The 26,090-nt window shown below is 72.4% G+C and carries 28 protein-coding genes and 1 pseudogene; 14 read left to right on the top strand and 15 right to left on the bottom strand.

Features of this window, described 5'->3' with window-relative positions:
• Positions 1–71 precede the first annotated feature (71 nt).
• Positions 72–1,481 (bottom strand): MFS transporter, encoded by a 1,410-nt coding sequence (locus IF00_RS0129535; RefSeq protein ID WP_245234673.1) that lies wholly within the window; start codon positions 1,479–1,481, stop codon positions 72–74.
• A 172-nt stretch (positions 1,482–1,653) separates the two neighbouring features.
• Positions 1,654–2,139 (bottom strand): MarR family winged helix-turn-helix transcriptional regulator, encoded by a 486-nt coding sequence (locus IF00_RS0129530; protein WP_030323254.1) that lies wholly within the window; start codon positions 2,137–2,139, stop codon positions 1,654–1,656.
• Positions 2,140–2,266: 127 nt separating this feature from the next.
• Here IF00_RS0129530 and IF00_RS0129525 point away from each other — a divergent pair, with 127 nt between their 5' ends.
• The gene (locus IF00_RS0129525) at positions 2,267–2,746 is read left to right on the top strand and encodes an HAD domain-containing protein (protein WP_030323252.1); all 480 of its coding nucleotides are present in this window, start codon (positions 2,267–2,269) and stop codon (positions 2,744–2,746) included.
• Between the two features lie 268 nt (positions 2,747–3,014).
• On the opposite strand, the gene IF00_RS0129515 is transcribed toward IF00_RS0129525, so the two are convergent.
• The 4 genes from IF00_RS0129515 to IF00_RS0129500 form a co-directional block, all read right to left on the bottom strand.
• Complete coding sequence (locus tag IF00_RS0129515; RefSeq protein ID WP_051820673.1) at positions 3,015–3,770, bottom strand: DUF5710 domain-containing protein; 756 nt, start codon at positions 3,768–3,770, stop codon at positions 3,015–3,017.
• A 96-nt stretch (positions 3,771–3,866) separates the two neighbouring features.
• On the bottom strand, positions 3,867–4,283 hold the full coding sequence (locus IF00_RS0129510) for a VOC family protein (RefSeq protein ID WP_030323249.1): 417 nt from the start codon (positions 4,281–4,283) through the stop codon (positions 3,867–3,869).
• A gap of 57 nt (positions 4,284–4,340) precedes the next feature.
• Positions 4,341–4,748, bottom strand: coding sequence for a helix-turn-helix domain-containing protein (locus tag IF00_RS0129505; protein ID WP_030323247.1), 408 nt, complete (start codon positions 4,746–4,748; stop codon positions 4,341–4,343).
• Between the two features lie 48 nt (positions 4,749–4,796).
• Positions 4,797–5,474 carry an ATP-dependent endonuclease gene (locus IF00_RS0129500; RefSeq protein WP_030323243.1) on the bottom strand — a complete coding sequence of 226 codons (678 nt, stop codon included), beginning with the start codon at positions 5,472–5,474 and terminating at the stop codon, positions 4,797–4,799.
• A gap of 198 nt (positions 5,475–5,672) precedes the next feature.
• Here IF00_RS0129500 and IF00_RS41650 point away from each other — a divergent pair, with 198 nt between their 5' ends.
• The 3 genes from IF00_RS41650 to IF00_RS0129485 all read left to right on the top strand — a co-directional run bounded on the left by IF00_RS41650 (position 5,673) and on the right by IF00_RS0129485 (position 7,235).
• On the top strand, positions 5,673–6,170 hold the full coding sequence (locus IF00_RS41650) for a helix-turn-helix domain-containing protein (RefSeq protein ID WP_030323242.1): 498 nt from the start codon (positions 5,673–5,675) through the stop codon (positions 6,168–6,170).
• A 52-nt stretch (positions 6,171–6,222) separates the two neighbouring features.
• Complete coding sequence (locus tag IF00_RS0129490; protein ID WP_030323241.1) at positions 6,223–6,801, top strand: hypothetical protein; 579 nt, start codon at positions 6,223–6,225, stop codon at positions 6,799–6,801.
• An 89-nt stretch (positions 6,802–6,890) separates the two neighbouring features.
• Positions 6,891–7,235, top strand: coding sequence for a DUF2516 family protein (locus tag IF00_RS0129485; RefSeq protein WP_030323240.1), 345 nt, complete (start codon positions 6,891–6,893; stop codon positions 7,233–7,235).
• A 28-nt stretch (positions 7,236–7,263) separates the two neighbouring features.
• On the opposite strand, the gene IF00_RS0129480 is transcribed toward IF00_RS0129485, so the two are convergent.
• The 3 genes from IF00_RS0129480 to IF00_RS0129470 all read right to left on the bottom strand — a co-directional run bounded on the left by IF00_RS0129480 (position 7,264) and on the right by IF00_RS0129470 (position 11,008).
• Positions 7,264–8,499 carry a PP2C family protein-serine/threonine phosphatase gene (locus tag IF00_RS0129480; RefSeq protein WP_106975895.1) on the bottom strand — a complete coding sequence of 412 codons (1,236 nt, stop codon included), beginning with the start codon at positions 8,497–8,499 and terminating at the stop codon, positions 7,264–7,266.
• A gap of 390 nt (positions 8,500–8,889) precedes the next feature.
• Positions 8,890–9,939, bottom strand: a complete 1,050-nt coding sequence (locus tag IF00_RS0129475) for a C40 family peptidase (protein WP_030323237.1) — start codon at positions 9,937–9,939, stop codon at positions 8,890–8,892.
• Between the two features lie 274 nt (positions 9,940–10,213).
• On the bottom strand, positions 10,214–11,008 hold the full coding sequence (locus tag IF00_RS0129470) for a class I SAM-dependent methyltransferase (protein WP_030323235.1): 795 nt from the start codon (positions 11,006–11,008) through the stop codon (positions 10,214–10,216).
• Between the two features lie 277 nt (positions 11,009–11,285).
• Here IF00_RS0129470 and mshA point away from each other — a divergent pair, with 277 nt between their 5' ends.
• The 3 genes from mshA to IF00_RS0129455 all read left to right on the top strand — a co-directional run bounded on the left by mshA (position 11,286) and on the right by IF00_RS0129455 (position 14,890).
• Positions 11,286–12,653, top strand: coding sequence for a D-inositol-3-phosphate glycosyltransferase (mshA, locus tag IF00_RS0129465; RefSeq protein ID WP_030323234.1), 1,368 nt, complete (start codon positions 11,286–11,288; stop codon positions 12,651–12,653).
• A complete protein-coding gene (locus IF00_RS0129460) occupies positions 12,646–13,146 on the top strand; it encodes a type III secretion system chaperone family protein (protein WP_030323232.1) in 501 nt (166 codons plus the stop codon). Before mshA ends, IF00_RS0129460 begins: the two co-directional genes overlap by 8 nt.
• An 85-nt stretch (positions 13,147–13,231) precedes the next feature.
• Positions 13,232–14,890 (top strand): glycosyl hydrolase family 28-related protein, encoded by a 1,659-nt coding sequence (locus IF00_RS0129455; RefSeq protein WP_030323230.1) that lies wholly within the window; start codon positions 13,232–13,234, stop codon positions 14,888–14,890.
• Position 14,891: 1 nt separating this feature from the next.
• On the opposite strand, the gene IF00_RS0129450 is transcribed toward IF00_RS0129455, so the two are convergent.
• Positions 14,892–15,899 carry an AraC family transcriptional regulator gene (locus tag IF00_RS0129450; RefSeq protein ID WP_030323229.1) on the bottom strand — a complete coding sequence of 336 codons (1,008 nt, stop codon included), beginning with the start codon at positions 15,897–15,899 and terminating at the stop codon, positions 14,892–14,894.
• Positions 15,900–16,013: 114 nt separating this feature from the next.
• Between IF00_RS0129450 and IF00_RS0129445 the strand changes: the two genes are divergently transcribed.
• Positions 16,014–16,973, top strand: a complete 960-nt coding sequence (locus IF00_RS0129445; protein WP_030323226.1) for an MBL fold metallo-hydrolase — start codon at positions 16,014–16,016, stop codon at positions 16,971–16,973.
• Here the strand turns inward: IF00_RS0129445 and IF00_RS0129440 are convergent.
• Positions 16,963–18,363, bottom strand: coding sequence for an MDR family MFS transporter (locus tag IF00_RS0129440; RefSeq protein WP_245234671.1), 1,401 nt, complete (start codon positions 18,361–18,363; stop codon positions 16,963–16,965). The two genes, IF00_RS0129445 and IF00_RS0129440, sit on opposite strands and share 11 nt — an antisense overlap.
• Before the next feature lie 126 nt (positions 18,364–18,489).
• Between IF00_RS0129440 and IF00_RS0129435 the strand changes: the two genes are divergently transcribed.
• On the top strand, positions 18,490–19,248 hold the full coding sequence (locus IF00_RS0129435; protein ID WP_030323222.1) for a phosphoglyceromutase: 759 nt from the start codon (positions 18,490–18,492) through the stop codon (positions 19,246–19,248).
• Positions 19,249–19,331: 83 nt separating this feature from the next.
• On the opposite strand, the gene IF00_RS46505 is transcribed toward IF00_RS0129435, so the two are convergent.
• Positions 19,332–19,484, bottom strand: coding sequence for a hypothetical protein (locus IF00_RS46505; RefSeq protein WP_209439806.1), 153 nt, complete (start codon positions 19,482–19,484; stop codon positions 19,332–19,334).
• Between the two features lie 213 nt (positions 19,485–19,697).
• On the opposite strand from IF00_RS46505, the gene IF00_RS0129425 reads away from it, so the two are divergent.
• Both IF00_RS0129425 and IF00_RS0129420 read left to right on the top strand, forming a co-directional pair.
• Positions 19,698–21,035, top strand: coding sequence for a S41 family peptidase (locus IF00_RS0129425; protein WP_030323221.1), 1,338 nt, complete (start codon positions 19,698–19,700; stop codon positions 21,033–21,035).
• Between the two features lie 109 nt (positions 21,036–21,144).
• Positions 21,145–21,618: a GNAT family N-acetyltransferase gene (locus IF00_RS0129420; RefSeq protein WP_030323219.1), complete on the top strand. Its 474-nt coding sequence runs from the start codon at positions 21,145–21,147 to the stop codon at positions 21,616–21,618.
• Positions 21,619–21,686: 68 nt separating this feature from the next.
• On the opposite strand, the gene IF00_RS46230 is transcribed toward IF00_RS0129420, so the two are convergent.
• On the bottom strand, positions 21,687–21,845 hold the full coding sequence (locus IF00_RS46230) for a hypothetical protein (RefSeq protein WP_167346889.1): 159 nt from the start codon (positions 21,843–21,845) through the stop codon (positions 21,687–21,689).
• Positions 21,846–21,938: 93 nt separating this feature from the next.
• Positions 21,939–22,619, bottom strand: a complete 681-nt coding sequence (gene phoU, locus IF00_RS0129415; RefSeq protein WP_030323218.1) for a phosphate signaling complex protein PhoU — start codon at positions 22,617–22,619, stop codon at positions 21,939–21,941.
• A 277-nt stretch (positions 22,620–22,896) separates the two neighbouring features.
• Between phoU and phoR the strand changes: the two genes are divergently transcribed.
• The 3 genes and pseudogenes from phoR to IF00_RS45200 all read left to right on the top strand — a co-directional run.
• Positions 22,897–24,126, top strand: coding sequence for a two-component system sensor histidine kinase PhoR (phoR, locus tag IF00_RS0129410; RefSeq protein WP_030323216.1), 1,230 nt, complete (start codon positions 22,897–22,899; stop codon positions 24,124–24,126).
• A 5-nt stretch (positions 24,127–24,131) separates the two neighbouring features.
• Positions 24,132–24,803 carry a two-component system response regulator PhoP gene (gene phoP / locus IF00_RS0129405; protein ID WP_466728736.1) on the top strand — a complete coding sequence of 224 codons (672 nt, stop codon included), beginning with the start codon at positions 24,132–24,134 and terminating at the stop codon, positions 24,801–24,803.
• A 101-nt stretch (positions 24,804–24,904) separates the two neighbouring features.
• Positions 24,905–24,976 (top strand): annotated as a pseudogene (locus IF00_RS45200) (DNA-binding response regulator); the annotation flags it as partial.
• Between the two features lie 115 nt (positions 24,977–25,091).
• On the opposite strand, the gene IF00_RS0129400 reads toward IF00_RS45200, so the two are convergent.
• Positions 25,092–25,718, bottom strand: a complete 627-nt coding sequence (locus tag IF00_RS0129400; RefSeq protein WP_030323215.1) for a hypothetical protein — start codon at positions 25,716–25,718, stop codon at positions 25,092–25,094.
• Between the last annotated feature and the right edge of the window lie 372 nt (positions 25,719–26,090).

The following is a 26,090-nucleotide window of genomic DNA, read 5'->3' as shown; positions in this document are numbered from 1 at the left end:
CACGTCCGGTGCGGCGGCGGTGACGCGCTGCCGGGTCTGGAGGAAGAGCGGGGCGCCGAGTCTGCCGGCTCTCATGCCGCCATTGTCGCGGGGCTCTTCGTCTCCTTCGCCTGCTCCTGCCAGCCCGGTGCCCCCGGCTTCCCGGGGCGGCGCAGGACGGTGAAGGCGATGGCCAGGGCGGCGAGCAGGAGACCCGCGCCGACGGCGAACGCCAGGTGGTAGCCGCCGGTCAGGGCCTCGGGGGCGGGGCGGCCGGCCGCGGTGAGCGACTCGGTGCGTGTGGCGGCCAGGGTGGAGAGGACCGCGATGCCGAGGGCCATGCCGATCTGCTGGGTGGTGTTGAAGAGGCCGGAGGCGAGGCCCGCGTCCTTCTCCTCGGCGCCCGACATGGCGAGCGAGGTGAGCGCGGGGAGCGCGAGGCCGAAGCCGGCGGCGAGCAGCATCACGGGGAGCAGATCGGTGACGTAGGAGGCGTGGACGGGGACGCGGGCCAGCAGGCCGAGGACGCCGACGAGCAGGACGAGGCCGGTGAGCAGGACGTTCCGCTCGCCGAATCGGGCGATGAGACGGGCCGAGACGCCCAGGGAGACGGCGCCGATGACGGCCGCCGCGGGCAGCATCGCGAGACCCGTCTCGGCGGCCCCGTACCCGAGGACCTTCTGCAGGTAGAGCGCGACGAGGATCTGGAAGGAGAAGAGAGCGGCGACCATCAGCATCTGGACGGCGTTGGCGCCGGAGACGCTGCGCGAGCGGAGGATCCGCAGCGGCATGAGCGGGTTCGCGGTCTTCGCCTGGCGCACGAGGAAGCCGGCCAGGAGGGCGAGGGCGAGGGCCCCGAGGCCGAGGGTGTGCGCCGAACCGGCTCCGTACTCCTCGATCTTGACGACCGCGTAGATCCCGGTCATGAGGCCGGTCGTCACGAGCACCGCGCCGAGGACGTCGGCGCCCGCCCTGAGCCCGAGGCCCCGGTCGGAGGGGAGGGCGCGCAGGGCCACGAGGAGGGTGGCGAGGCCGATGGGCAGGTTGATGAAGAAGATCCAGTTCCAGGCGAGGGCGTCGGTGAGGATGCCGCCGAGGACCTGGCCGAGGGAGGCCCCGGCGGCGCCGGTGAAGCTGAACACGGCGATGGCGCGGGCCCGTTCGCGCGGCACGGTGAAGAGCGTGACGAGGATGCCGAGGCCGACGGCGGAGGACATCGCGCTGCCGACGCCCTGGAGGAAGCGGGCGGCGATCAGGACGCCGGGGGAGGCGGCGACTCCGGCGAGGAGCGAGGCGGCGGTGAAGATCCCGGTGCCCGCGAGGAACATCCGCCTGCGGCCGATCAGGTCGCCGAGGCGGCCGGCGAGGAGGAGGAGCGAGCCGAAGGCGATCAGGTAGGCGTTGACGACCCAGCTGAGACCGACGGGGGTGAAGCCGAGGTCGCTCTGGATGGCGGGCATCGCGACGGTGACGATGCTGCCGTCGAGGATCGTCATCAGCATGCCGGTGGCGAGGACGCCGAGGGCGAGCTGGCGGGAGGGGGTGCGCGGGGGCGTGGGCACGGGGATCACTCCTGTTCGGTGGAGCCGACAGGAGTGACGTTAGCAGAAGGTTTTGTTGAAGACTATTTTTTACGGAACGAGTGAGGGTTTCCGGTGCCTCCCGGTGTCCGGCTCAGCCGCGCTGGCGGGCCCGGCGGGCCGGCCTCGGACTCTCGACCGGGGTCTCCAGGTGGCCGGTGACCAGCAGGTCCAGGGCCTTCAGCAGGGCGACGCGGGTCTCGTCGGGGAGCGAGGCGAGGGCGCTCTCGTGGACGCCGTCGACGATCCGCTGGCTCTCCTCGGCGACCCTGGCCCCCGCCTCGGTCACGGCGATGATCCGCGCGCGCCGGTCGGTGCTCGACGGCCGGCGCTCGGCGAGCCCGGCCTTCTCCAGGGCGTCGACGGTGACGACCATGGTCGTCTTGTCCATGTCCCCGATCTCCGCGAGCTGCGCCTGGGTGCGCTCCTCCTCCAGGGCGTGGACGAGGACGCAGTGCATCCGGGGCGTCAGCCCGATCGCGTCGAGCGCGGCGGTCATCCGGGTCCGCAAGGCGTGACTGGTGTGGTCGAGGAGGTAGGAGAGGTCGGGCTCGGTGCGGGTGGGTGCCATGGCTGTCATGCCTGCAAGGGTAACGAGGATCGATCCGTCGCGGATTATCGCGAAGTGGACGAATGGAGGGCGGGCTCCCGGCCCGGTCGGCATGGGCCCCGTGGCGACCGGGCCGCAGCCCGCCCAGCATGGCCCCATGGTGACCCCCCTCCTCTTCCTGGACGTCGACGGCCCGCTGATCCCCTTCGGGGCGAGCGGGCGGGAGTACCCGACGTACGCGCCACCGGCGCCCCCGTCCGTCAGCCCCCTCCTCGCACGGCTCGATCCCGCGCAGGGGCCGCGGCTCGCGGCGCTCCCGTACGCACTCGTCTGGGCGACGACCTGGGAGGACGACGCGAACACCTGGGTCGCGCCGCGCCTCGGACTTCCGGCCCTGCCCCTGGTCCGGTGGCCCGACGACGGGCCCGATCCCGCGCCAGGAGTGCACTGGAAGGCACCGGCACTCGTGGCCTGGGCCGACGGGCGGCCGTTCGCCTGGGTCGACGACGAGATCGGCGCGGCCGACCGCGACTGGGTGGCCGCCCACCATTCCGGCCGGGCGCTGCTCCACCGGGTGGACCCCCGGCGGGGGCTCACGGCGGCGGACTTCGGGACGCTCGCCGCCTGGGCGGAGTGACCGACCGAACCAACCACCGCTCCGAAGAAGGGTGTCGGGTGATACGAGGGTCACCTCGTCGCCCTCTCGTGTCATCTGTCAGTACGGCGAGCGGGGTGCGGCGGCGCAGACTCGACGGGCGCGCAGGACTTCGGGACCACATGACGAAGGACATGAGGGGGCGCCATATGGGCGTGCGTCAGCAGTACGACGGAATCGGCGAGGCGTTCGAGGGCTTCAGTCCCTGCCGATGATGCGGTGGGTCTCCCGCGGGCTCGGGGGCAACGCCTCAGCCGGGGCCGGGGCGCGTGTCGGCCCCCTTCGCGCGAGCCGGCCGCGCCCCGGGCTGCCGGGGCACGAGGGTCTCGTCGGCGACCCGGGCGCGGTCGCCGGCGCCGGGCGGCGGCGCCAGGGCGATCCCGGCCCCGGTGAGGATGCCGAGGTCCAGCTCCCAGTCGTGCCGGGAGCGGTCCTCCCAGACGGCGAACGCGGCCCGGACATGGTCCCGGGCCCGCGGCTCGCTCATCCCGGTGACCTTCACGAGGTGGGCGTACGCACGGTCCTCGATGCCGCGCACCTGGGCGAGGCCGAAGTGGGTGACGGTGTGGCAGTCGGTGCAGAGGCAGATGAGCCGCCTGAGGGTCTGGACGCGGGTGGTGGCGTCATAGGTCCATCGTTCATGAGCCTCCAGCCACCGCCGCGCCGGGCGGTCCTCGCCCGCCCCGCAGGCCTCGCAGCGCTGCCCGGCCCGACCGGTGATCATCCGGCGGAGCCGTTCCCAGTCGGCCTCGGCCACGCAGGACCGGACGTTCGTGAACCAGCAGGTGCGGGGCACGAGGTCGACGAAGAGCCCGCTGCCGAGTGTCCGGTCCTCGCCGGGCAGCAGGTCGGGGACGTCGGCGGAGGCGGCCCAGCGGGCGAGTTCGGTCATCCCGGCCCGGGGCGCGAACCATCGCTTGGCGACGGGGTCCCAACGGGCCCCGCCGCGCTTGGCCGCGTCCTTCTCGGCGTACGGCACGTCCAGCCAGACGCGGTCGACCGGCATGCGGAACCCCCTGTAGGCCTCGGCCCGACTCGGGCGCCCCGGCCATGGTGGCACGGGCGGCGGAGGCCGACAGGGGGTTCGGGGAGGTTCGGGTCGTTAGGAGGAGCGGGGCTGGGTGAAGCGCAGCATGTTGCCCGCAGGGTCGCGGAAGGCGCAGTCGCGGACGCCGTACGGCTGGTCGACCGGCTCCTGGAGGACCTCGCCGCCGGCCGCCCGGACCTGTTCGAAGGTGGCGTCGACGTCGTCGGTGGCGAAGATGACGCCGCGCAGCATGCCCTTGGCGAGCAGCTCGGCCACCGCCTGCCGGTCGGCGGGGGAGGCGTTGGGGTCGGCGAGCGGCGGTTCGAGGACGATCTCCACGTCCGGCTGCGCGGGGGACCCGACGGTCACCCAGCGCATCCCCTCGAAACCGACGTCGTTGCGCACCTCGAGGCCGAGGGCGTCGCGGTAGAAGGCGAGGGCCTTGTCGTGGTCGTCGACTGCGATGAAGCACTGCGAGAGCTTGACGTTCATGCCTTCGAAGCTACGGCGGCCCACAGGATTCCGCTTCTCCGAAACTGATCGATGGGCTCAGCTCTTCCGGACCGGCCGCGTCCGCACCTTCGCGACGCACGCCGGGATCGCGGCCCCGTGCTCGTGGCGGCGGGCCCGGTAGGCGGACGGCGTCTCGCCGACGAGTGCGGTGAAGCGGGAGCTGAAGGACCCGAGCGAGGTGCACCCGACGGCGAAGCAGACGTCCGTGACGGTCATGTCGCCCCGCCGTAGCAGCGCCTTGGCGCGCTCGACGCGGCGGGTCATGAGGTAGCTGTACGGGGTCTCGCCGAAGGCGGCGCGGAAACTGCGGGCGAAGTGCCCGGTCGACATGAGGGCGACGGAGGCGAGCGCGGGGACGTCGAGCGGCAGCGCGTAGTCGCGATCCATCACGTCCCGCGCCCGGCGCAGCCGTACCAGGTCCTCCAGTGCCACGCCCACCAGCATGGCACGGCGGGGCAGGAGGGGCGCGAGGGGTGGCGGGGAGCAGGTGCCCTAGCGTGCGGACGGGGACACGTGCGCGAGCAGGCGGTCCAGCGGGCGGGGTACCTCGGCGAGGTCGAGGGCGTCGACGAGCGAGCGGGCGTACTGGCTCTTGCGGCCGCTGATGGTGCCCATGAAGCGCCGCAGCTGCCGCTCGACGTCCCGCTCCCGCTGGGCGGGCTGCTTCTGGAAGATGCGGAAGGCCCGCAGGTCGCCCTGGGCGTCGACGACCCGCTGCACCGACTCGGCGCCGAGGGAGCGGATCAGCTCCTGCTCCAGGTCGGCGTCGCACACGTAGAAGCCGAGCGGCTCCATGTCGGCGCGCGCGAGGTCGTGGCCGAGCCCCTCGCGTTCGAGGGCGCGCGAGAAGTGGCCCTCCTCGCCGGCGTCGCACAGGCCCGCCAGCGTGACGCCGAGCCCCCGGGGCCCGAGCAGATGCACGAACCTGCCGATGTTCGTCGCTCCTCCGAGCGGAATGACGGCGATGCCCTCGGCGTCGAGGGAGCGGCCGTGCCGGGCCGCGAGCGCGTCGAGCGCGACGTGGTCGCTGACCCCTTCCACGAGCACGGCCGTACGCAGTTCGGTGCCGGCCGCGACGTCGCGCGCGACCTCGGCGGCCGCCGAAGCCGCCGAGCCGTCGGCCGCCCACTCCCTGACCGCCGCCCGGAAGCGCCCCGTCGTCGTCTCCATGCGGCCCAGTCTCGCAGCAGCGACCGCGAAGATCACGGGGTTTACGGGCGGCCCCGCCCGGGTGCGCGGGGTGCGGAGGACCTTCTCGGACCGCTCGGCCGAGAGCCCGCTCCGGGGGCACTTCGGGTCCGACCGGTCGGGGGCGACTCTTGCAAGCGGCTGCTTGCAATAGTTAGCAAAGGCTGGCATGGTCGGAGCATGGCATCGCTCAACGTCGGCAATCTCGGTGAGTACCTCCGCGAACAGCGGCGGACCGCGCAGCTCTCCCTGCGGCAGCTCGCCGACGCCGCCGGGGTGTCGAATCCGTACCTGAGTCAGATCGAGCGGGGGCTGCGGAAGCCCAGCGCCGAGGTGTTGCAGCAGGTCGCGAAGGCGCTCCGGATCTCCGCCGAGACGCTCTACGTACGGGCCGGGATCCTCGACGAGAAGGAGCGGGAGGAGCTGGAGACGCGCGCCGTCGTCCTTGCCGATCCCTCGATCAACGAGCGGCAGAAGCAGGTGCTGCTCCAGATCTACGACTCCTTCCGCAAGGAGAACGCCGCCGAGGCCGCCGCAGCGGCCGCCCAGGCGGACCGGACTGCCGAGGCCGATCAGGCCGGAGCCGCCGGAGCCACCGACGCCTACCGAACCACCGAGACCCCCGCGGGCGCCCGCGGCGCGGCCGCCGAGCGGCCCGCCGACGCGTCCGATGCCTGACCGTCCCTGAGCCAGCGCTCGCTCGTACGTCACATCCGGGAGGACCACCAGCATGGCCATCATCGACGAACTGCGTACCCCTCTCTACTTCGCCGCCGGCACCGCGGACCTCGCCGTGCAGCAGGCCAAGAAGGTTCCCGGCCTGATCGAGCAGATCGCCGCCGAGGCGCCCGCCCGCATCGAGGCCGTACGGAACACCGACCCCAAGGCCGTCCAGGAGAAGGTGACCTCGCAGGCCAAGGAGGCCCAGGCCACCGTGCAGTCGAAGCTCGCCGACGTCGTCGGCGCTCTCGACACGGACCTCAAGAAGTTCGGCGAGACCGCCCAGGACCTCGCGCTGCGCGGCGTCGGCGTCGCCGCCGAGTACGCCGTCAAGGCGCGCGAGAAGTACGAGGAGGTCGCCGCCCACGGCGAGGAGGCCGTCAAGGCCTGGCGTGGGGAGGTCGCCGAGGAGATCGTCGAGATCGCCGTCGTCGTCGAGCCGGAGGAGACCAAGGCCGAGGAGACCAAGGCCGAGGAGCCGGTGGAGGCCTCCGCCGAGCCCGCCGAGGCCAAGAAGGCGCCCGCCCGGAAGACCACCGCCCGCAAGGCGCCCGCCAAGAAGGCGGCTGTCGCCGCCGAGAAGGAGTAGCGCCGGGCACCAATACGGGTACCTGGTGCGTTGAACCGGGTACCTTGACCGCGAGGCGCTCTTCCCCTCTTCCCTAGGCGGTGCTCAGCATGTTGCGCGCGGGATTCGACTCCCTCCTCTCCCTGGTGATGTTCCTGATCTTCACCGGCTTCGCCGTCGCCGCGCTCGTCTTCGCCGCCATGGCGCGCGAGGACGCCTACCGCGCCGCCGAGAAGCAGACGAAGAAGTTCTGGCTGATCGTCCTGGGCATCAACCTCGCCCTGAACCTGCTCTTCCCGATGCTGTTCCTGCAGATCGCGGGAGTGATCGCCGCCATCGTCTTCATGGTCGACGTCCGCCCCGCGCTCCAGCAGGTGTCGGGCGGCGGAGGCGGCCGGCGGGGCGGCGGCTCCAGCAGCGACGGGCCGTACGGCCCCTACAACGGCGGCCGCTAGCCGCGAGAAGCGACATCAGGGCCCGGGGTCATCCCCGGGCCCTGTCCCTTTCCAGGGCCAGGACCGCGACGTCGTCCGTCAGCTCGCCGCCGTTCAGGGACCGGACCTCCGTGACCGCGGCCTCCAGGAGCTCGTCGCCCCGCAGGCCCGAGGTCAGCTGCCGGTTGATCATGTCGACCATCCCGTCCTGGCCGAGCCGCGGCGAGCCGGGTCCGGCCGAGCGGCCCTCGATCAGTCCGTCCGTGTACATGAGCAGGCTCCAGGCCCCGCCGAGCTCGACCTGCCGGCGCGGCCAGCGGGCGCGCGGCAGCAGTCCGAGTGCCGGGCCGCCGTCCTCGTACGGCAGCAGCCGTGCCGCCCGCCCCTGCCGGGCGATCAGCGGCGAGGGGTGCCCGGCGAGGCACAGGCCCGCGCGGCGGCCGTCGGGCGCGATGTCGACGGTGCAGAGGGTCGCGAAGATCTCCTCGCTCTCCCGCTCGTGTTCCAGGACCTGCTGCATCGTGGAGAGCAGCTCGTCCCCGCACAGCCCCGCGAAGGTCAGGGCCCGCCAGGCGATCCGCAGCTCGACGCCGAGTGCGGCCTCGTCGGGGCCGTGGCCGCACACGTCGCCGATCATGGCGTGGACGGTGCCGTCGGGCGTACGGACCACGTCGTAGAAGTCGCCGCCGAGCAGGGCGCGCGAGCGGCCGGGCCGGTAGTGGGCCGCGAACCGGAGGTCGGAGCCCTCCAGGAGCGGCGTGGGGAGCAGCCCGCGCTCCAGGCGGGCGTTCTCCTGCGCGCGGAGCCGGGACTCGGCGAGCTTCACCTGGACGGCGTCGGCGCGCTTGCGCTCGACCGCGTACCGGATGGCCCGGCTGAGCAGCCGCCCGTCGAGTTCCTCGCGGAAGAGGTGGTCCTGGGCTCCGACGCGTACGGCCTCGGCCGCCAGCTCGGCGTCGGCGGAGGCCGCGAGCGCGAGGACGGCGTGGCGCGGGGCGAGCCGCAGGATGTGCCGCAGCGGGGCGAGCGGGTCGTCGCCCGCGGCGGCGCGGGGGCCGGGCAGGGACAGGTCGACGAGGATGCAGTGGACGTCGTCGGTGAGGAGCCGCTCGGCCTCGGTGAGGTTGCGGGCGGTACGGATGCGGACCCGGGTGCCGGCGGCGTCGGCCGCGTCGAGCAGTTCGGGTACGGCGAGGGCACCCGCCGGGTCGTCCTCGACGACCAGGAGAGTGAGATCGGTGCGATCGGTGCCTGTGACTGTGCCTGTCATAGCGGTGGCGTCCATGGCGGTGGCGTCCGTAGTGGCGACGTCGCCGGGTCCCACAACGGCAGAGACGTTTCTCTGACGCGGTACGGATACGGGCATCGGTCCGGGTTTCCTTCCCTCCCCCCGAGGGTGCGCAGGGCGCCGGGTGGCGTCCCGCCCGTCCCGGACCATAGCGGTACGGCGGTGCGCAGCGGAATGGCGATCAGCGGGTCGGCGTCCGCGTCTCGATTGGCATATGCCGCGGAAGGGGAGGTACTTGCCCCCGAACGGCCGACGGGGCGCCCCCGAGGCAATGAGAAAGGTCACGCCGGGGCGGCGCCCGCGGTTCCGCCGCGACGCGTGGACTCCGTCACGTCGGGGGGAGAGCGCGAGGCGGTGTCCGCCGTCACACCGGCGGACGGTGTCCCGTCACGTCGGGCGGACGACGCCCAGGATCTCCATCGAGCCCGCCCCCGCGAGCGTCACGTTCCGGCCGGGGCGCGGTGCGTGCACCATCGTGCCGTTTCCGACGTACATCCCGATGTGGCTCGCGTCCTTGAAGTAGACGATCAGGTCGCCGGGCCGCATGTCCTTGATGTCCACGCGCGGCAGCAGGCGCCACTGCTCCTGCGAGGTGCGCGGGATCGGCCGGCCGGCCGTGCCCCAGGCGAGCTGGGTCAGTCCCGAGCAGTCGTACGAGTCCGGGCCCTCCGCACCCCACACGTACGGCTTGCCGATCTGCGCGGTCGCGAACGCGATCGCCTTCTTCGCCTCCGGCGTCGCGTCCCCCTTGAGGCCGGCGAGGACACCGGTGCCGAGCCAGGTCGTCTGGGCCCTGGACAGCGCCTGCTCCTCGAGCCGACGCAGCCGCTCCCGCTCCTCGGCGGCGAGTTCGGACTCCAGCTTCTTCGCGGCGGCGATCTTGCCGTCGATCTCCTTCTTCGCCTGGGCCTGCCGCACGCGGTTGGCCTCCAGCTTGGTCCAGTTCACGCCCGCGTCCTTGGCGTAGACGTCCAACTGGGCCTGGGTGCGGGTCATTTCGCCGAGCAGGTCCGTGGTGGCCTTCGCTCCGGCCTTGAGGCGTCCCGCGTTGTCGAGGAAGAGCTGGGGGTCGTTCGTGAGGACGAGCTGCGCGCCGTCGGGGAGTCCGCCGTTGCGGTACTGGGCGCGGGCGGTGGCGCCGGCCCTGGCCTTGAGGGCCTCGATCTTCTCGCGGCCCTCCACGATCATCACGGCGACCCGGACGATCTCGGCGGACTGCTCCTTCGTCTTCTCCTCCGCGAGGTTGTACGCGTCGGTGGCGACGGCGGCCTGCCGGTACAGGGTGTCTATCTCTTTGCGCACCTCCTCCAGGCTCTTCTTCGGAGGCGGCGGCGGGAGCGGCGCGGCGGCGGCCTGCAGGGTCAGCGCGGGCGAGGCCAGCACGGTCAAGGCGCAGATCATGGTGATCGCGGCGGTGGCGTGGCGGCGTCGGTTCACGAGCTCCCCCTCGAGTGACCAAATCTGATTTACCGTCAGTAACTTGACGGTGACCTTGGCGATAGTGCCATGCGAAACCGTAAAGCAACAGGGGAAACCGGGGCCTGTCGGGCCTGCTCCCCTCACGGGGGACGAGAGATACGCGCGTGGCGTTCCCGACGTACCGGAAATTCAGAGGCGGTTGGGCAAAGAGAGGTCTCGCTCACTCACTGCCGCGGCGCCGGCGTCCCCACCGACCCGTCACTCCCGCGGCGCCTCGTTCCTCACCGACCCCTCACCTCCGAGGCGCCAGTGCCTCCCATCGCACCGTCACCTCGCCCTGGCGCCACCGCCGGGGCCCGTCCGTCAGCGGCCAGTCCGCCGCCAGGTCGCGGGCCGAGCGGATCCACCGCTGCCGCGCGCCGAGCGAGGCGTACGGGGCCGCCGCCGCCCACGCCCGGTCGAAGTCCCGCAGGAACGCGTACACCGGCTCACCCGGCACATTGCGGTGGATCAGCGCCTTCGGCAGTCGCTCCGCCAGGTCCGACGGCCGGTCGAGCGAGCCGAGCCGGGTCGCGAAGGTCACCGTCCGCGGCCCGCTCCCGTCGAGCGCGACCCATACGTGCCGGCGCCCGATCTCGTCGCAGGTTCCCTCCACGAGCAGTCCGCCCGGGGCGAGCCGCCCGCACAGCCGCTCCCAGACGGCCGCGACCTGCTCCTCGTCGTACTGGCGCAGCACGTTCGCCGCCCGGATCAGGGCGACCCGGCCGGGTACGGGCACCTCGAAACCGCCGTGCAGGAAGGAGAGGCCCTCGTGCTCGTACGGCTTCGCCGCCTCGACGCGGGCGGGCTCGATCTCGATGCCGTAGAGGCGGGTGCGGGGCTCGGCGGTGCGCAGCCGGGCGAGGAGCTCGACGGCGGTCCAGGGGGCGGCCCCGTACCCGAGGTCCACGGCGAGCGGCGGCTCGGGCGAGCGGCGCAGGGCGGGCCCGTGGACGGCGGCGATCCAGCGGTCCATGCGGCGCAGTCGGTTGGGGTTGGTGGTCCCGCGGGTCGGGGTGCCGACGGGGCGTGTGGTGCGCGGGGCCATGCCCGAAAGGTTACGGGGTGGGGGTAGGGGGTGGTGCGCCCCGGTAATGAATTGGCAAAGCGGCATCGGCGATGGAAATGAAAGGGTCCGTTCCGGTGTTGTCCCGGCCGGAGGGCGCACCACGCCCTGCCGCCGTCCTGCCCACGGCGCCGCGCTCGGCCCGACCCGTTCGGGCCGGCCGGCCCGGCCCGACGTGTTCGACCTGTTCAGCCCGACGTGCTCAGCCCCGAACGTGTCGGACCCGATACGTTCGTCCCCGAGCGGAAGGACCGCCGACGTGAGCCAGTACGTGTCCCGGTTCGCCGGTACCCGGCACCGGCACCCGGCGCCGGCCCGGCTCCGGCTCCCCGGCCGGAACCGCACCCCGCGCCGCGTGGCCATGCTCAGCGTCCACACCTCCCCGCTGCACCAGCCCGGCACGGGCGACGCGGGCGGCATGAACGTCTACATCGTCGAGCTGGCGAAACGACTCGCCGCCATCGACATCGAGGTCGAGATCTTCACCCGGGCCACCACCGGCGGCCTTCCGCCGGTCGTCGAGCTCACCCCAGGCGTCCTCGTCCGGCACGTCGACGCCGGACCGTACGAGGGCCTGGCCAAGGAAGAGCTGCCGGCTCAGCTCTGCGCCTTCACGCACGGCGTGATGCAGGCCTGGGCGGGCCACCGGCCCGGCCACTACGACCTGGTCCACTCCCACTACTGGCTCTCCGGCCACGTCGGCTGGCTGGCCGCCGAGCGCTGGGGCGTCCCGCTCGTCCACGCCATGCACACCATGGCGAAGGTCAAGAACGCGGCGCTCGCCGAGGGCGACACCCCCGAGCCCGCGGCCCGGGTGATCGGCGAGACGCAGATCGTCGACGCGGCCGACCGGCTGATCGCCAACACGGCCGAGGAGGCCGACGAGCTCGCCCGTTTCTACGACGCGGACCCCGGCAAGATCGCGGTCGTCCACCCGGGCGTCAACCTCGACCACTTCCGCCCGGCCGACGGCCGCGCCGCGGCCCGCGCCCGGCTCGGGCTGCCGCAGGACGCCTTCATACCCGTCTTCGCCGGCCGCATCCAGCCGCTGAAGGCTCCGGACATCCTGCTGCGCGCCGCCGCCGAGCTCCTCGACCGGGACCCCTCGCTGCGCTCGCGCATGATCGTTCCCGTGGTCGGCGGCCCGAGCGGCAGCGGCCTGGCGAAGCCGGAGGGGCTGCAGAAGCTGGCCGCCCGGCTCGGCATCGCGGACATCGTGCGCTTCCACCCGCCGGTGGGTCAGGACAGGCTAGCCGACTGGTTCCGCGCGGCGAGCGTCCTCGTCATGCCGTCGTACAGCGAGTCCTTCGGCCTGGTCGCGATCGAGGCGCAGGCGGCCGGCACCCCGGTCGTCGCGGCGGCGGTGGGCGGGCTGCCCGTGGCCGTACGGGACGGCGTGACCGGTTTCCTCGTCCAGGGGCACGACCCCGTGGACTACGGCCGCGCGCTCGGCCGCTTCGTGGCGGACCCGTCGCTCTCGGCGCGGATGGGCGCGGCCGCGGCCCTGCACGCCGGGTCGTTCGGCTGGGACACGGCGGCCTCGGGCACGGCGGATGTGTACACGGCCGCCGTGCACGACCATCGGCTGCGCGAGAACCGCCGTCGCGTACGCTCCCACCATGGCTGATCTTGAGGACGTCCGGCGGACCGTCGAGGACACGTTCAAGGACGCGGAACTGGAGTGGGAGTCCCCCGAACCGGGCTCCTACGTGGTCAAACTCCCCGGCACGCGCAAACTCTTCACCACGCTCTCCCTGCGCGTCGGACGCCACTCGCTCTCCCTCAACGCCTTCGTCATCCGCCACCCCGACGAGAACGAGGCGGGTGTCCACCGCTGGCTCCTGGAGCGCAACCTCAGGCTGTACGGGGTGAGTTACGCGGTCGACGGCCTCGGTGACATCTACCTGGCCGGCAAGCTGCCGCTCTCCGCCGTGACGCCCGAGGAGCTGGACCGGCTCCTCGGCTCGGTCCTGGAGGCGGCGGACGGCGACTTCAACACCCTCCTGGAGCTGGGCTTCGCGTCGGCGATCCGGCGGGAGTACGAGTGGCGCGTCTCGCGCGGCGAGTCGACCCGGAACCTCGACGCGTTCAAGAACCTGACCCAGAAACCGGGCAACTGACCTCTTCCCGCAAGGGCCTTCCAGTGCCATGCTCACGCCCGACGCACATCTGAACACCGTTCATATACATGAAAGGTTCAGGGGTATGGCACTCAGCAGAAGGCAGTTCGTCGGCGGCGCGGTGGCCGTCGCGGGAGCCACGACCGCGGCAATGGCCACCACCGGCTTCGCTCCCCCCACCCGCCCCGCGGAGCTCTGGCAGGAGTTCGAGGCCGCCCCCTACACCCACCCCCGGATTCCCTATGTGGGCCGGGCCGGAGCCCACGGCGGCGCCCGCCGCGCACCCCGCCCCCGCGTCGTCGCGAACGCCCTCACCCACGGGGCCACCCCCGACGGCTCGACCGACTCGGCGCCCGCGATCAACCGCGCCCTCGCGGAGGCCGGGGAGCGCGGCGGCGGCACCGTCCTCCTCCCGCCGGGCACGTACCGGATCGACGACTACCTGCGGATCGGCCACAGCGGCGTCGTCCTGCGCGGCGCGGGCTCCGGCCGGACGACACTGCTCGCCACCCGGCACCTCACCGAACTGATCGGCCCCTACGGCTCCCGCTACGGCGGCGACAAGTCCTCCTGGTCCTGGGCCGGCGGCCTGATCTGGCTCTCCCCGCAGGCCCGGCACACCTCCCTCGTCGCCGCGATACGGGACCGGGCCTGGCCCTTCGAGGGCTGGACCGGCAACAGGCGCGACGAGTGGAGCAGCCTGACGACCGTCCGCCCGGGCCGCCGGGGCGACCGGACCGTCACGGTCGACGACCCCTCGGCCCTCCGGCGCGGCCGCCTCGTCGTCCTCCGCCTCGCCGACGACGCCGACCACACGCTCCTGCAGCACATGGCGGGCGACGGCCCGGGCCCAAGGGCGTACGTCTGGGACGACAAGACCAAGCTGACCAGCTACGTCCCCTACGAGTGGCCCGTGCGGATCGCCGCCGTACGCGGCCGGACGGTCACCCTGGAGCGCCCGCTGCCGCTCGACACGCGCCCGGAGTGGGACCCCCGGCTCGTCTCCGGGGCGGAGGCGCTCACCCACTCCGGGGTGGTGGGCCTGACCCTGGAGGCGGTCGAGACCCCGCAGTCCCCGCACCTCCTGGACAAGGGCTTCAACGGCGTCACCTTCCAGTGCGCGTACGACTGCTGGGCGGAGGACGTGGTGGTCCGGCACGTCGACAACGGCTTCGGGCTCGTCGCCGCCTCCGCCTGCACCCTGCGCCGTACGCGGGTCGAGGGCCGCGGCTCCCACCACCCGTACTTCTGCCGGGAGGGCGCGCACGACAACCTGGTCGAGGACTTCCGCATCGCGGCCCGTACGGTCCCGGCACCGGCCGGCACCCAGCTCCACGGCATCAACGTCGAGGGCCTGTCCAGCCACAACGTCTGGTCGCGCGGGGTGATGGAGATGGGCACCTTCGACACCCACCGGGGCATGCCCTTCGCGAACGTACGGACCGAGATCACGGTCGAGAACAACGGCCGGCACGGCGGCGACGCCTCCGCAGGTCCCCTCTACGGGGCCCGGTTCGCCCACTGGAACGTGACGGTGACGAACGGCAGGGCCGGCCTGGTGAAGATCGACACCATCGCCCCGTACAGCGCGACGGTCGGCATCAGCGAGGTCCGCGAATTCGACCAGATCGACGTGCCGGACTTCACGGGCGAGCTCCACGCGCGCGTGGAGGCCTACGGCAGCCCGGGTTCGGTGCGCCCGGCGAACCTGTACGAGGCGCAGCGCGCGCTCGGCCGGCGCTGATCTACACATCACCCCCGGCCGCGGCCAGGCCCGTCCGGTACTGCCCCGGGGTCGTGCCGAACTCCCGGCGGAAGGCGTGCGAGAAGGCGTACGGCGTGCTGTAGCCGACGCGCCGGGCGACGGCGGCCAACGGGTCCGGGGTGTCGCGGAGCAGGGCGGCGGCGCGGGTGAGCCGCCACCAGGTCAGGTACGCCATCGGGGGCCGGCCGACGAGGGCGGTGAAACGGCGGGCCAGGGTGGGCCGGGAGACCCCGGCCTCGGCCGCGAGCAGGTCGTTGGTCCAGGGGGCGGCCGGGTCGGTGTGCAGGGCCCGCAGGGCGGCGGCGGTCACCGGATCGCCGAGGGCGGCCGGCCAGGTTCCGGCGGTGCCGGCCCGGCTTCCCGGGGCGGCGTGCTCGGCCGTCCAGGAACGGATCATGTAGACGAGGAGCAGGTCGAGCAGGCTCGGCAGGGCGACCCCGGAGCCGGGAAGCCGCGCGCCCACCTCGTGGCCGAGCAGGGCGATGGCGGAGCGGAGGCCGGGGTCGGCGCCGCCGGTTCCGCCGGTGCCGTCGGCGCGGTCGTCCCGGTTCGGCAGATGGACCAGCGGGGGGAGCTCCGCGAGGAGCGGGTGGACGTGGCTGCGGTCGAGCCGGTACTTGCCGCACAGCATCTCGACCACGGCGCCGTCCTCGGGGGCGGCGCTCCCTTCGGGGACGACGGGCGGCCCCGCCCCGGCCCCGTCCAGCCACCGCTCGAAGGACGCGGCGCGTGCGAGCCGCGCCGCGTCGGCGGGCCCGTCCGCGATCACGTGCCCGGTCCCGTGCGGCAGCAGGACGGCGTCGCCCGGGCCGAGTTCGACCGGCTCACCGCCGTCGGGCAGCAGCCAGCAGTGTCCCTCGAGGACGACGTGGAAGCCCGCGCCGTCGTACGGGGCGAGACGGGTGCACCAGCTTCCGGCGACCCGCACCCGCTGGGAGGAGGGCCGCCCGATCCGTACGGCCGAGATCGCGTCGCTCACCACGTCCATCGCGCCAGCGTAGCCCCGCGGGAACACCCGACGACTCCACGGTGAGACGTACGCGTATCCGATGGAGCCGCACGGGCATTGAGAGGCTCATCGGCGCTCCCTAACGTCGACGGCATGACACAGGACAGCGCACAGCGCACGGTGGTGGGGGACGTCGAGGTCATCCGGGTCGTCGAGTGGCAGGGGCCGTTCGCGACCACCGGCGAGCTCGTCCCCTCGGCCGGCGGGGACACCTGGAAGGACAACGAGGACTGGCTGGCGCCGGACCACTGGGATCCTCTGAGCGACCGGGCGGTCATGGCGCTGCAGACATGGGTGCTGCGCAGCGGGGGACGGACGATCCTGGTCGACACCGGGGTGGGCAACGGGCGCGAGCGGCCCGGATCGCCGCAGTTCCACCACTGGCAGGGGGACTTCCTCGGCGTCCTGGAGCGGGCCGGGGTCCGGCCCGAGGACGTGGACGTCGTCGTCAACACCCATCTCCATGCCGACCACGTCGGCTGGAACACCCGGGCCGCCGACGGCAGCGACGGCGGCGGCACCGGCCCCACCGACGACCACGGCGGCGGGGAGTGGGTGCCCACCTTCCCGCACGCCGAGTACCTCGTACCGGCGGCGGACGACGCCCACTTCGGGCCGGGCAACGCCTACGGCGGCGGCCGGAGCCAGAGCGACCGGTTCGTCTACGAGGACAGCGTCGCCCCTCTCCACCGCGCGGGGCGGATCGTGCTCTGGGACGGCGTCCACCGCATCGACGAGCACCTCACCCTGGAGTCCGCGCCCGGCCACACGCCCGGGTCGGCCGTGCTGAGGCTCGCGTCGGCGGGTGAGCGGGCGGTCTTCGTCGGGGACCTCCTGCACAGTCCCGTGCAGATCCTGGACCCCGCGCACAGCAGCTGCTTCTGCCTGGACGCGCGAGGGGCGTCGGTGAGCCGTCGCCGCATCCTCGAACGAGCCGCCGACGAGCGGGAGCTGGTCGTGCCCGCGCACTTCGGCGGGTCGGGCATCGCCGAAGTGCGCAGGGCGGGGAGCGGATTCAGGCTCGCCGGGAGGGGGCCCCGGGTCAGGCGCTGACGGGGGACTTCCCGGCGGAGTCGACGTCGCCGACGCCCTCGCCGGGCTCGACGCCGAGTCCGGGTCGGACGGCGAGTCCGGGCTCGACGACGGCGTCGAGGACCGCGTCGACGGCGCTGCCGCTGCCGCTGTCGGCGTCACTGTCATCGCCGCCGCCACGCTCGATGTCGATGTCGTCGTCGAGGGCCTTGCGCAGCCGCACGGTGTAGCCGACGGCGGCGAGGACCCCGATGGCGAAGGTCGCGGCCCAGAGGACGTTCGGGCCCGGGCCGCCGACGATGGCGCCGGCGCCGATCGGGGCGACGAATCCGGCGACGGCCCAGGACATGCCCATGACGCCCTGGTAGCGGCCGCGGGCGTGCTCGGGGGCGAGGCGCGCGGTGGCGGCGGCGTTCGTCGGGACGTGGATCATCTCGCCGACGGTCCAGACGACGACGGTCGCGGCGAAGGCCACCACGGAGGAGCCCGCGAGGGCGGTGGCGCCGGTGCCGAGGGCGAAGAGAAGAGAGGAGAGGGTCAGCAGGAGGACGGGGGAGCGCTTGTCGGTCACCTTGTTGACGAGCAGCTGGAAGCCGACGATCACGATGCCGTTGACGGCGATGACGACGCCGTAGGACGAGGGCGAGAGGCCCTGGTCCGCCATGGTGAGGGGGAGGCCGATCCAGGGGGCGGTGAAGACGAGGCAGACGAGGAGGTTGAGGAGGACGAGGGTGCGGAACGGCGCGTCGCGCAGCACGGTGAGCATGCTGACCTTGGCCTCGACGACCGGCTTGCCGGCCTTGTCGGTCCGGGCCTCGGGCCGGGTCTCGGGGAGGCGGAGGAAGACGATCAGGGCGCACAGCGTGGTGGCGACGGCGTCGACGACGAACAGTGTCCGGTACCCGAGGAAGATCGCGGCGCCGCCTCCGATGGAGGCGATGGCGAAGCCGAGGTTGAGGGCCCAGTAGTTGAGGGCGTAGGCCCGGCGCACGTCGTGGGCGGGGACCATGTCGGCGATGGTGGCGTTGATCGACGGGCGGACGGCCTGCATCGCGACGCCCATGAGGAGCACGACCGTCGCGATCGCCCACGCGCTGGTGACGACGGCGAGGGCGGCGGCGGACGCGGCGGCCGCGAGGTGCATGGTGACCATGGTGGGACGCCGGCCCCAGCGGTCGGTGAGCGCGCCGCCGAGCGGGGAGCCGGCGACGCCGCCGAGGCCGTGGAGGGCGACGACGAGTCCGGCGAACCACGCCGAGTGCCCGAGCTCCACCGTCAGATAGAGGGAGAGGAAGGTCAGGACGAAAGCCCCGGTCCGGTTGACCAGGGTCGACAGCCACAGCCACCAGAAGCCCTGCGGGAGGCCGGAGACGGTCGCGCTGGCTGATCGTCTGAGCGAATCGATGGACATGTGTGGCCGGCCCCCTGCTATCTGTAAGTCCCTCTTACGGCTCTCGTAACTTACGCATCTCATGTGCCGGACGCCAGCGGATTGACGACGCGCGTCAATCGTCAGAGGTCCATTAGGCTCGTACGCATGGCCGACGCACCGTACAAGCTGATCCTCCTCCGCCATGGCGAGAGCGAGTGGAACGAGAAGAACCTGTTCACCGGTTGGGTGGACGTGAACCTCACCGCGAAGGGTGAGAAGGAGGCGACGCGCGGCGGCGAGCTGCTCAAGGACGCCGGCCTGCTCCCCGACGTACTGCACACCTCCCTCCAGAAGCGCGCCATCCGCACCGCCCAGCTCGCGCTGGAGTCCGCGGACCGCCACTGGATCCCGGTGAACCGTTCGTGGCGCCTCAACGAGCGCCACTACGGTGCCCTCCAGGGCAAGGACAAGGCCCAGACGCTCGCCGAGTTCGGCGAGGAGCAGTTCATGCTGTGGCGCCGCTCGTACGACACCCCGCCGCCGCCGCTCTCGGACGACAGCGAGTTCTCGCAGGCACACGACGCGCGCTACGCGACGATCCCGCCGGAGCTGCGCCCGGACACCGAGTGCCTGAAGGACGTCGTGGAGCGCATGCTCCCGTACTGGTACGACGCGATCGTCCCGGACCTCCTGTCGGGCCGCACGGTCCTGATCGCGGCCCACGGCAACAGCCTCCGCGCGCTGGTGAAGCACCTCGACGGCATCTCGGACGAGGCCATCGCGGGCCTCAACATCCCGACGGGCATCCCGCTGGCCTACGAGCTGGACGAGAACTTCAAGCCCCTCAACCCGGGCGGCACCTACCTCGACCCGGAGGCCGCGGCGGCGGCCATCGAGGCGGTCAAGAACCAGGGCAAGAAGTAACAACGCACACGATCAAGGCCCCCACCTGCGGTCTCTCCGCAAGTGGGGGCCTCGTTCATGCCTGGACCCTGCGGCGCCGGCCCTCAGGGGACCATGCCGGGTCGGTCGGCGAGTGCGCCGAAGGAGGCGCGGACGTCGGTGACGAACGCCGCGGGAAGCTCGGCGGCGGGATCGGTCCACTCCTTGAACTTCTCGACGATCACGGCGAGTTGGCCGACGGGCGAATGGCAGCCCATGGGTGAGGGTCTGCGGGCGGGTCGCCCGCCTCCGCCGGCCCGCTGAGGCGGGCGTCCGGGGGGCCCCGGACGGGCCACCGGTTCGCCGGATGTTCCCCGGGCGCCCGCCCCGGCCATGATCGTTTTCTGCGTGGGGCCGTACGGCCCGGCACACGAGGGACGAGAAAACGGGGAAGCCTGATGCGACACAAGAGGCTCGGAGGAGCCATCGCCATGACGATCGTCATGGCATCGACCCTGGCCGCCGGGACGGCCCTGCCCGCCGTCGCGGCGGGCCACCCGACCGGCGCCGGGGGCTCGGTCGACGGCGTCTGGCGCGTGGACGGCTACGGCACGGTGCTGTCGATCGCGGACGGGCACCTGCGGGAGTACCAGACCACGGCGATCAGCTGTGTACCCGGCGAGGCGGCCGTACAGACGGCCCCGGGCACCTATCGCACCACCGACAAGACCCTGCTGACGGTCCGCCCGCAGGGAACGCTGCACGTGGCCGGCGCCACCGGCGACCGCCGACTGCGGCGCCTCGCAGCGCTGCCGAAGACCTGCGGCCACGTGCCTCCCGCCGACCGGGTGACGGCACTCACGGCCTTCGACGTCTTCTGGCAGACCTTCGAGGAAAACTACCCCTTCTTCGCGGCCCGGGGCGTCGACTGGCACGCCGTCCGGGACACCTACCGCCCCAAGGTCCACGCGGACACCACGAGAGAGGAACTCCTCGCGCTCTTCGACGACATGGTGGCTCCGCTGAACGACGCGCACGTCTCCGTCTCCTACGGGGACCTCAGCTCCGACCCCCACGTCCGGCCCGGCACCACGACCGAGCCCCATCTGCTGGACCCCAGGGCCAAGGCGCACATCATCGAGCGGGACCTCGGCGGGAAGAACCCCCAGGAGTTCGCGAACGGTCGCATCTCCTACGCCGACCTGCCCGAGGGACAGGGCTACCTGCGGATCTCCGGATTCGCCGGCTACGACCCGAAGGACCGTACGTACGCCCGCCAGCTCGCCGAACTGGACCGGGCACTGGACGCCGTCCTCACCCGTGAGCGCACGGACTCCCTCCAGGGGCTCATCATCGACCTCCGGCTCAACGGCGGCGGCTTCGACGCCCTGGGCGTGCACCTCGCCGGACGCCTGACCGACACCCCGTACCTCGCCTATCGCAAGCGCACCCGGTACACCCCGCCGCAGTCCGTCCGGGTGCAGCCGGCCCACGACGCTCCCCGTTACACCGGCCCCGTCGCCGTGCTCACGGCCGACACGACGTTCAGCGCGGGGGAGACCTTCACCCAGGCCCTCATCGACCGACCCGGCCGGACCGTCCGCGTCGGCGGACCGACCCAGGGCGTCTTCTCGGACATGCTGGACCGCTCGCTCCCGAACGGCATGGAGTTCTCGCTCCCGAACGAGGAGTTCCTGACCCGCACGGGGAGGACCTTCGACGTCACCGGCATCCCCCCGCACCTGCCCACACCGGTCTTCACCGAGGAGGAGTTCGCGCAGAACCGCGACTCCGCCTTCGACACGGCCGTCGCCGCGCTGAAGCCCTGAAGCGCTGAACTGCCGAAGCGCCGAAGCGCCGAAGCGTGCGGCAGCCCGAAGGACAGGCCGGGCGGATAAATCACCGGCGCCCGTCCCTCCCCGCCGTTACCGTCGCGCCATGAGCACCCGTTCCTCCCTCCGCCTGGAGACAGTCACCCCCGCCACCATCGACGCCGCCCTCGCCCTGCGTGTCCATCCGCACCAGGAGCGGAACGTCTCCCCCATCGTGCGGTCCCTCGCCGAGGCGTACGCCTACGGGGAGGCCGCCTGGCCGCGGCTGATCTTCGACGGGGACGAACTCGTCGGCTTCCTGATGGCCTTCCTCGACCTCCCCTGGGACGCGCAGAAGGACCCCGCAGACCGGCGCAGCGGTCTCTGGCGGCTCAACATCGCCGCCGAAGGACAGGGCAAGGGGTACGGTCGCTTCGCCGTCGAAGCCGTCCGCGACGAGCTGCGCCGACGCGGCGCATCGCAGCTGTACGTCACCTGGGCACCCGGCGACGAAGGGCCCGGCGCCTTCTACGACCGTCTCGGTTTCCGTACGACGGGGGAGACCAGCGGCGACCAGGTCGTGGGCGTGCTGGACCTGTAGAACGGGGAGAGGGAGGACAGCGGGGGTGGGGTGCGGACGCCGCACCCCACCCCCTCCGCCACACCCGATCAGCCCGAGCAGCCGCCGCACTGGCACGGGCCGCCCGACTGGCAGCCGCAGCCGCAGCCCGAGCCGCACCCGCAGGCGCCCAGGAGGGGCAGGCGCACCGCCTCGCGCGGTGCCTCCGCCCCGGAGTCGGTCACGGTCGTGTTGGGGGATTCGGCCATGGGGGTCCCTCCCTTTCGAGGCGCACATCGCCTCCCCCCATTGCATGCCCACCCGGACCGGCGCATCAACGGCGCATCGGCGCCCGTGCGACGCTACGCGCCCTCGACCGGCGCGTCCGCCGCCTGGAGCTCGTCCGCGTGCTCACCCGTCACCAGGTACACCACACGCTTCGCCACCGACACCGCGTGGTCGGCGAACCGCTCGTAGTAGCGGCCGAGCAGCGTCACGTCGACCGCCGTCTCGATGCCGTGCTTCCAGCGGTCGTCGATCAGGTGCTGGAACAGCGTCCGGTGCAGCAGGTCCATCTCGTCGTCGTCCTGCTCCAGCTGGAGCGCCAGGTCGACGTCCTTCGTGATGATGACCTCCGCCGCCTTCGCCATCAGACGCTGCGCCAGCTGCCCCATCTCCAGGATGGTCGCGTGCAGGTCCCGCGGCACCGCGGACTCGGGGAACCGCAGACGGGCCAGCTTCGCCACGTGCTGCGCCAGGTCGCCCGAGCGCTCCAGGTCGGCGCTCATCCGCAGCGAGGTGACCACTATCCGCAGGTCCGTCGCCACCGGCTGCTGCCGCGCCAGCAGTGCGATGGCCCGGGCCTCCAGTTCGTGCTGGAGGTCGTCGACCTTCTGGTCGGCGGCGATCACGCTCTCCGCGAGCTTGAGATCCGCGTCGAGCATCGCCGTGGTGGCGCGCCCGACCGCCGACCCGACGAGCCGGGCCATCTCGACCAGGCTCTCGCCGATCGAGTCCAGTTCCTCGTGGTACGCGTCCCGCATGGATGTCCCTCTCTACGCAAAGCTCGGCAAAGCTCCGGGGTCCGGAGTGGGTTCCTCGGATCCCCACGCTCCCACGTTCGGCCCTGCACGCGTCCGGCTCCACCCGCGCACATGAATCAATACTTTCTCCCAGGTGAACTCTGGGCGACGTGAGCCATCGCCCCTCCGGGCACATGTGAACCAGTCAGGTCCTCGGGGTGAACTCTGAGCGACGAGTGTTCGAGCAGCCACTCGGACGGCTGGGAGAGAGTCCTCGCACCCGCATAACCTGGGAGGCATGGACGTGAACGCGGCGGTCGCCGCATTGGCCGCGATCGCCGGCGTGTGCACCGGCGTGATCGCCATGCTGGCGTTCCGCTGGAGCGAGCGCGACCAGGCGAGACCCACCCGTACTTCCCTGCACACCGACGCCGTGCTCCCGCCCGGCGTCGACACCGTGCTGTCCGTGCTGCGCTCCTCCGCGGTCGTCCTCGACGAGAGCGACTCCGTGGTGAAGGCCAGCTCGGCGGCGTACGCCCTCGGCCTGGTCCGCGGCGGGAAACTGGCTGTCGAGCCCATGCTCAACATGGCCCGTGACACCCGCAGGGACGGAGAGATACGGCAGGTCGAGCTGGACCTGGCCCGGCGCGGCAGCGGACGCGGCGAGGCCCTCGCCGTCTCCGCCCGGGTCGCCCCGCTGGGCTCGCGCCTCGTGCTGCTGCTGGTCGAGGACCTCACCGAGGCCCGTCGTATCGAAGCGGTACGGCGCGACTTCGTCGCCAACGTGAGCCATGAGCTCAAGACCCCGACGGGTGCGCTCTCCCTGCTCTCCGAAGCGGTCATGGACGCCTCGGACGACCCCGAGGCGGTCACCCGCTTCGCCGGCCGCATGCAGATCGAGGCGACCCGCCTCACCAACCTCGTACAGGAGCTCATCGACCTCTCCCGCGTGCAGAACGACGACCCGCTGGAAGACTCCGAGCCCGTGTCCGTGGACGAACTCGTCGCCGAGGCGATCGACCGCTCGCGGCAGCCCGCCTCCACCAAGCAGATCACCATGGTGTCGGGGGGTGCGGCCGACCTCTACGTCTGGGGCAGCCGCGGCCAGCTCGCCGCCGCCCTGGGCAACCTCGTGGAGAACGCCGTCAACTACTCACCGGCCCGTACGAGGGTGGGCATCGCCGCCCGCCACATCGCGGCGCCGGGCGGGGACCTGATCGAGATAGCCGTGACCGACCAGGGCATCGGCATCTCCGAGAGGGACCGCGAGCGCATCTTCGAGCGCTTCTACCGCGTCGACCCGGCCCGCTCCCGTGCCACCGGCGGTACGGGACTCGGCCTGGCCATCGTCAAGCACGTGGCCGCCTCCCACGGCGGAGAGGTCACCGTCTGGAGCACCGAGGGTCAGGGCTCCACCTTCACCTTGCGGCTGCCCGAGGCGGGCGCCGTACGGGACCGCCGACCCGCCTCGTCCCACACCCCTGATCTCATGACCGAACCGCTTCCTGCCCCGGAGGTCCTTCCGTGACCCGAGTGCTTGTCGTCGAGGATGAGGAATCCTTCAGCGACGCCCTGTCCTACATGCTTCGCAAGGAGGGCTTCGAAGTCGCCGTAGCGGCGACCGGGCCCGACGGCCTCGACGAGTTCGAGCGCAACGGGGCCGACCTCGTCCTCCTCGACCTGATGCTTCCGGGGCTCCCCGGTACCGAGGTGTGCCGTCAGCTGCGCGGCCGCTCGAACGTCCCCGTCATCATGGTGACGGCCAAGGACAGCGAGATCGACAAGGTCGTCGGGCTGGAGATAGGAGCCGACGACTACGTGACGAAGCCCTTCTCCTCGCGGGAGCTGGTCGCCCGCATCCGCGCGGTCCTGCGCCGCCGCGGTGAGCCGGAGGAGGTCACCCCCGCGGCCCTGGAGGCCGGGCCGGTCCGGATGGACGTCGACCGCCACGTGGTGACGGTCGCCGGCGGCAAGGTCGACCTGCCCCTGAAGGAGTTCGACCTCCTGGAGATGCTGCTGCGCAACGCGGGCCGTGTGCTGACCCGTATGCAGCTCATCGACCGGGTCTGGGGCGCGGACTACGTCGGAGACACCAAGACCCTCGACGTCCACGTCAAGCGCCTCCGCGCCAAGATCGAGCCGGATCCGGGTGCCCCGCGCTACCTGGTCACGGTTCGTGGCCTGGGCTACAAGTTCGAGCCGTAGACCGAGGCGCGTCCCAGGGGGCCGGACGGAGTCCGGTGCAGTGCTCCGATGCCTGTGAGGCCCCCTGGGCCGAGCGGTGCGAGGGGTGCACGTGGGATGGGCTCGAGCCGTATCCGGGTGCCCCGCGCTACCTGGTCACGGTTCGTGGCCTGGGCTACAAGTTCGAGCCGTAGACCGAGGCGCGTCCCAGGGGGCCGGACGGAGTCCGGCGCAGGGGCGGCAGTGGATCGGATACGCCGGAAGGGCGCCCTCCCCGCTGGGGAGGGCGCCCTTCCGGCGTACCTGCGGTCAGTGGCCGGCCGCGTGGCTCGCCTCGCCCGACGGCTCGCCGCCGTGCTCGCCCTCGGCCTCGCCCGAGGGAGACGCCGAGGCGGTCGGCTCGGTGCCCGGGGGCGCCGGGAGGATGGCCGGGCCGAAGCCCTTGAAGTAGCTGGTCGCCGGGACCACGAAGGCGCTCAGGCCCACGTCGCCGGTGCGGCTGAGCTTGAAGACGACCTGCTGCGCGTCACCGTCGCGGGTGGCCTCGCTGCCGTTCTCGATCACGGCGGAGGCGTTGCCCTCGCCGCCGATGACGACGGACCCGTGGGCCGGGACGACGATCGGGCCGGCGCCCGTGGCCGACTTCAGCGCCACGGCGGTGCTGGTGCCCGGGAGGGTGATGGACTGGATCGTCTGGGGCAGCTGACCGTTGTTGAAGACGGTGGCGGAGACGACGGCCGGGCCCTTGGCCACGTCCAGGGGCTGGGTGATCACCAGGGCGTTCTGGATCTTGACGTCGTCCACGGTGACCGCGGCGTTGTCCGGCTTGATTTCGAGCGTCTGCGCGTTGTTGCCCGCCCCACAGGCGGACAGCGCGGCGATGGAGAAAACGATGGCGGTGGCGGCGAGGGCGCCGCGTCGAAGGCTGCGGCTCACGGCGGCGGCATCTCCTAGGACGTACGGACAGGCTTCGGAACTAACGGCCAACTAAGGGTGTGTCAGCGCGCTCAGGTTACCGAGCCGCACTCTCCGTCCCGCACCCGACCCGCCCCTTACCGGCCACGGGGTCTCCGGGGGCGGCCGCGGGGCCGACCCCGGTGGCGATCCCGTGGCGGTCCGGCATACGCCCTCTCTCTCGCTGTGCACCGGCCGTCGTGGCCGGATCACGACCCATTGACCTGTTGTTCACATAACTGCCTTGATCAATTCGAGGGCCGCCCCGCATTCCCCGGAGCCGTACCTCCGGAAAAGCCGGGACGGGCGTCCGCTGATCAATTACGGAATCACCCCGGGATGCATCCGTACGGG

Origin of the sequence: Streptomyces flavochromogenes (assembly GCF_000717595.1) — a bacterium.
Lineage (GTDB): Bacteria > Actinomycetota > Actinomycetes > Streptomycetales > Streptomycetaceae > Streptomyces > Streptomyces flavochromogenes.
Note: the sequence above shows the minus strand (reverse complement) of the source record. Positions and strands in the feature narration are given on the sequence as shown.

Bases quoted from the DNA above. Each gene is read 5' to 3' on its own strand.
- IF00_RS0129535 (WP_245234673.1), bottom strand. From the start codon at position 1,481: ATGCTGATGACGATCCTCGACGGCAGCATCGTCACCGTCGCGATGCCC.
- IF00_RS0129530 (WP_030323254.1), bottom strand. From the start codon at position 2,139: ATGACAGCCATGGCACCCACCCGCACCGAGCCCGACCTCTCCTACCTC.
- IF00_RS0129525 (WP_030323252.1), top strand. From the start codon at position 2,267: ATGGTGACCCCCCTCCTCTTCCTGGACGTCGACGGCCCGCTGATCCCC.
- IF00_RS0129515 (WP_051820673.1), bottom strand. From the start codon at position 3,770: ATGCCGGTCGACCGCGTCTGGCTGGACGTGCCGTACGCCGAGAAGGAC.
- IF00_RS0129510 (WP_030323249.1), bottom strand. From the start codon at position 4,283: ATGAACGTCAAGCTCTCGCAGTGCTTCATCGCAGTCGACGACCACGAC.
- IF00_RS0129505 (WP_030323247.1), bottom strand. From the start codon at position 4,748: ATGCTGGTGGGCGTGGCACTGGAGGACCTGGTACGGCTGCGCCGGGCG.
- IF00_RS0129500 (WP_030323243.1), bottom strand. From the start codon at position 5,474: ATGGAGACGACGACGGGGCGCTTCCGGGCGGCGGTCAGGGAGTGGGCG.
- IF00_RS41650 (WP_030323242.1), top strand. From the start codon at position 5,673: ATGGCATCGCTCAACGTCGGCAATCTCGGTGAGTACCTCCGCGAACAG.
- IF00_RS0129490 (WP_030323241.1), top strand. From the start codon at position 6,223: ATGGCCATCATCGACGAACTGCGTACCCCTCTCTACTTCGCCGCCGGC.
- IF00_RS0129485 (WP_030323240.1), top strand. From the start codon at position 6,891: ATGTTGCGCGCGGGATTCGACTCCCTCCTCTCCCTGGTGATGTTCCTG.
- IF00_RS0129480 (WP_106975895.1), bottom strand. From the start codon at position 8,499: ATGGACGCCACCGCTATGACAGGCACAGTCACAGGCACCGATCGCACC.
- IF00_RS0129470 (WP_030323235.1), bottom strand. From the start codon at position 11,008: ATGGCCCCGCGCACCACACGCCCCGTCGGCACCCCGACCCGCGGGACC.
- IF00_RS0129460 (WP_030323232.1), top strand. From the start codon at position 12,646: ATGGCTGATCTTGAGGACGTCCGGCGGACCGTCGAGGACACGTTCAAG.
- IF00_RS0129455 (WP_030323230.1), top strand. From the start codon at position 13,232: ATGGCACTCAGCAGAAGGCAGTTCGTCGGCGGCGCGGTGGCCGTCGCG.
- IF00_RS0129450 (WP_030323229.1), bottom strand. From the start codon at position 15,899: ATGGACGTGGTGAGCGACGCGATCTCGGCCGTACGGATCGGGCGGCCC.
- IF00_RS0129445 (WP_030323226.1), top strand. From the start codon at position 16,014: ATGACACAGGACAGCGCACAGCGCACGGTGGTGGGGGACGTCGAGGTC.
- IF00_RS0129440 (WP_245234671.1), bottom strand. From the start codon at position 18,363: ATGTCCATCGATTCGCTCAGACGATCAGCCAGCGCGACCGTCTCCGGC.
- IF00_RS0129435 (WP_030323222.1), top strand. From the start codon at position 18,490: ATGGCCGACGCACCGTACAAGCTGATCCTCCTCCGCCATGGCGAGAGC.
- IF00_RS46505 (WP_209439806.1), bottom strand. From the start codon at position 19,484: ATGGGCTGCCATTCGCCCGTCGGCCAACTCGCCGTGATCGTCGAGAAG.
- IF00_RS0129425 (WP_030323221.1), top strand. From the start codon at position 19,698: ATGACGATCGTCATGGCATCGACCCTGGCCGCCGGGACGGCCCTGCCC.
- IF00_RS0129420 (WP_030323219.1), top strand. From the start codon at position 21,145: ATGAGCACCCGTTCCTCCCTCCGCCTGGAGACAGTCACCCCCGCCACC.
- IF00_RS46230 (WP_167346889.1), bottom strand. From the start codon at position 21,845: ATGGCCGAATCCCCCAACACGACCGTGACCGACTCCGGGGCGGAGGCA.
- phoU (WP_030323218.1), bottom strand. From the start codon at position 22,619: ATGCGGGACGCGTACCACGAGGAACTGGACTCGATCGGCGAGAGCCTG.
- phoR (WP_030323216.1), top strand. From the start codon at position 22,897: ATGGACGTGAACGCGGCGGTCGCCGCATTGGCCGCGATCGCCGGCGTG.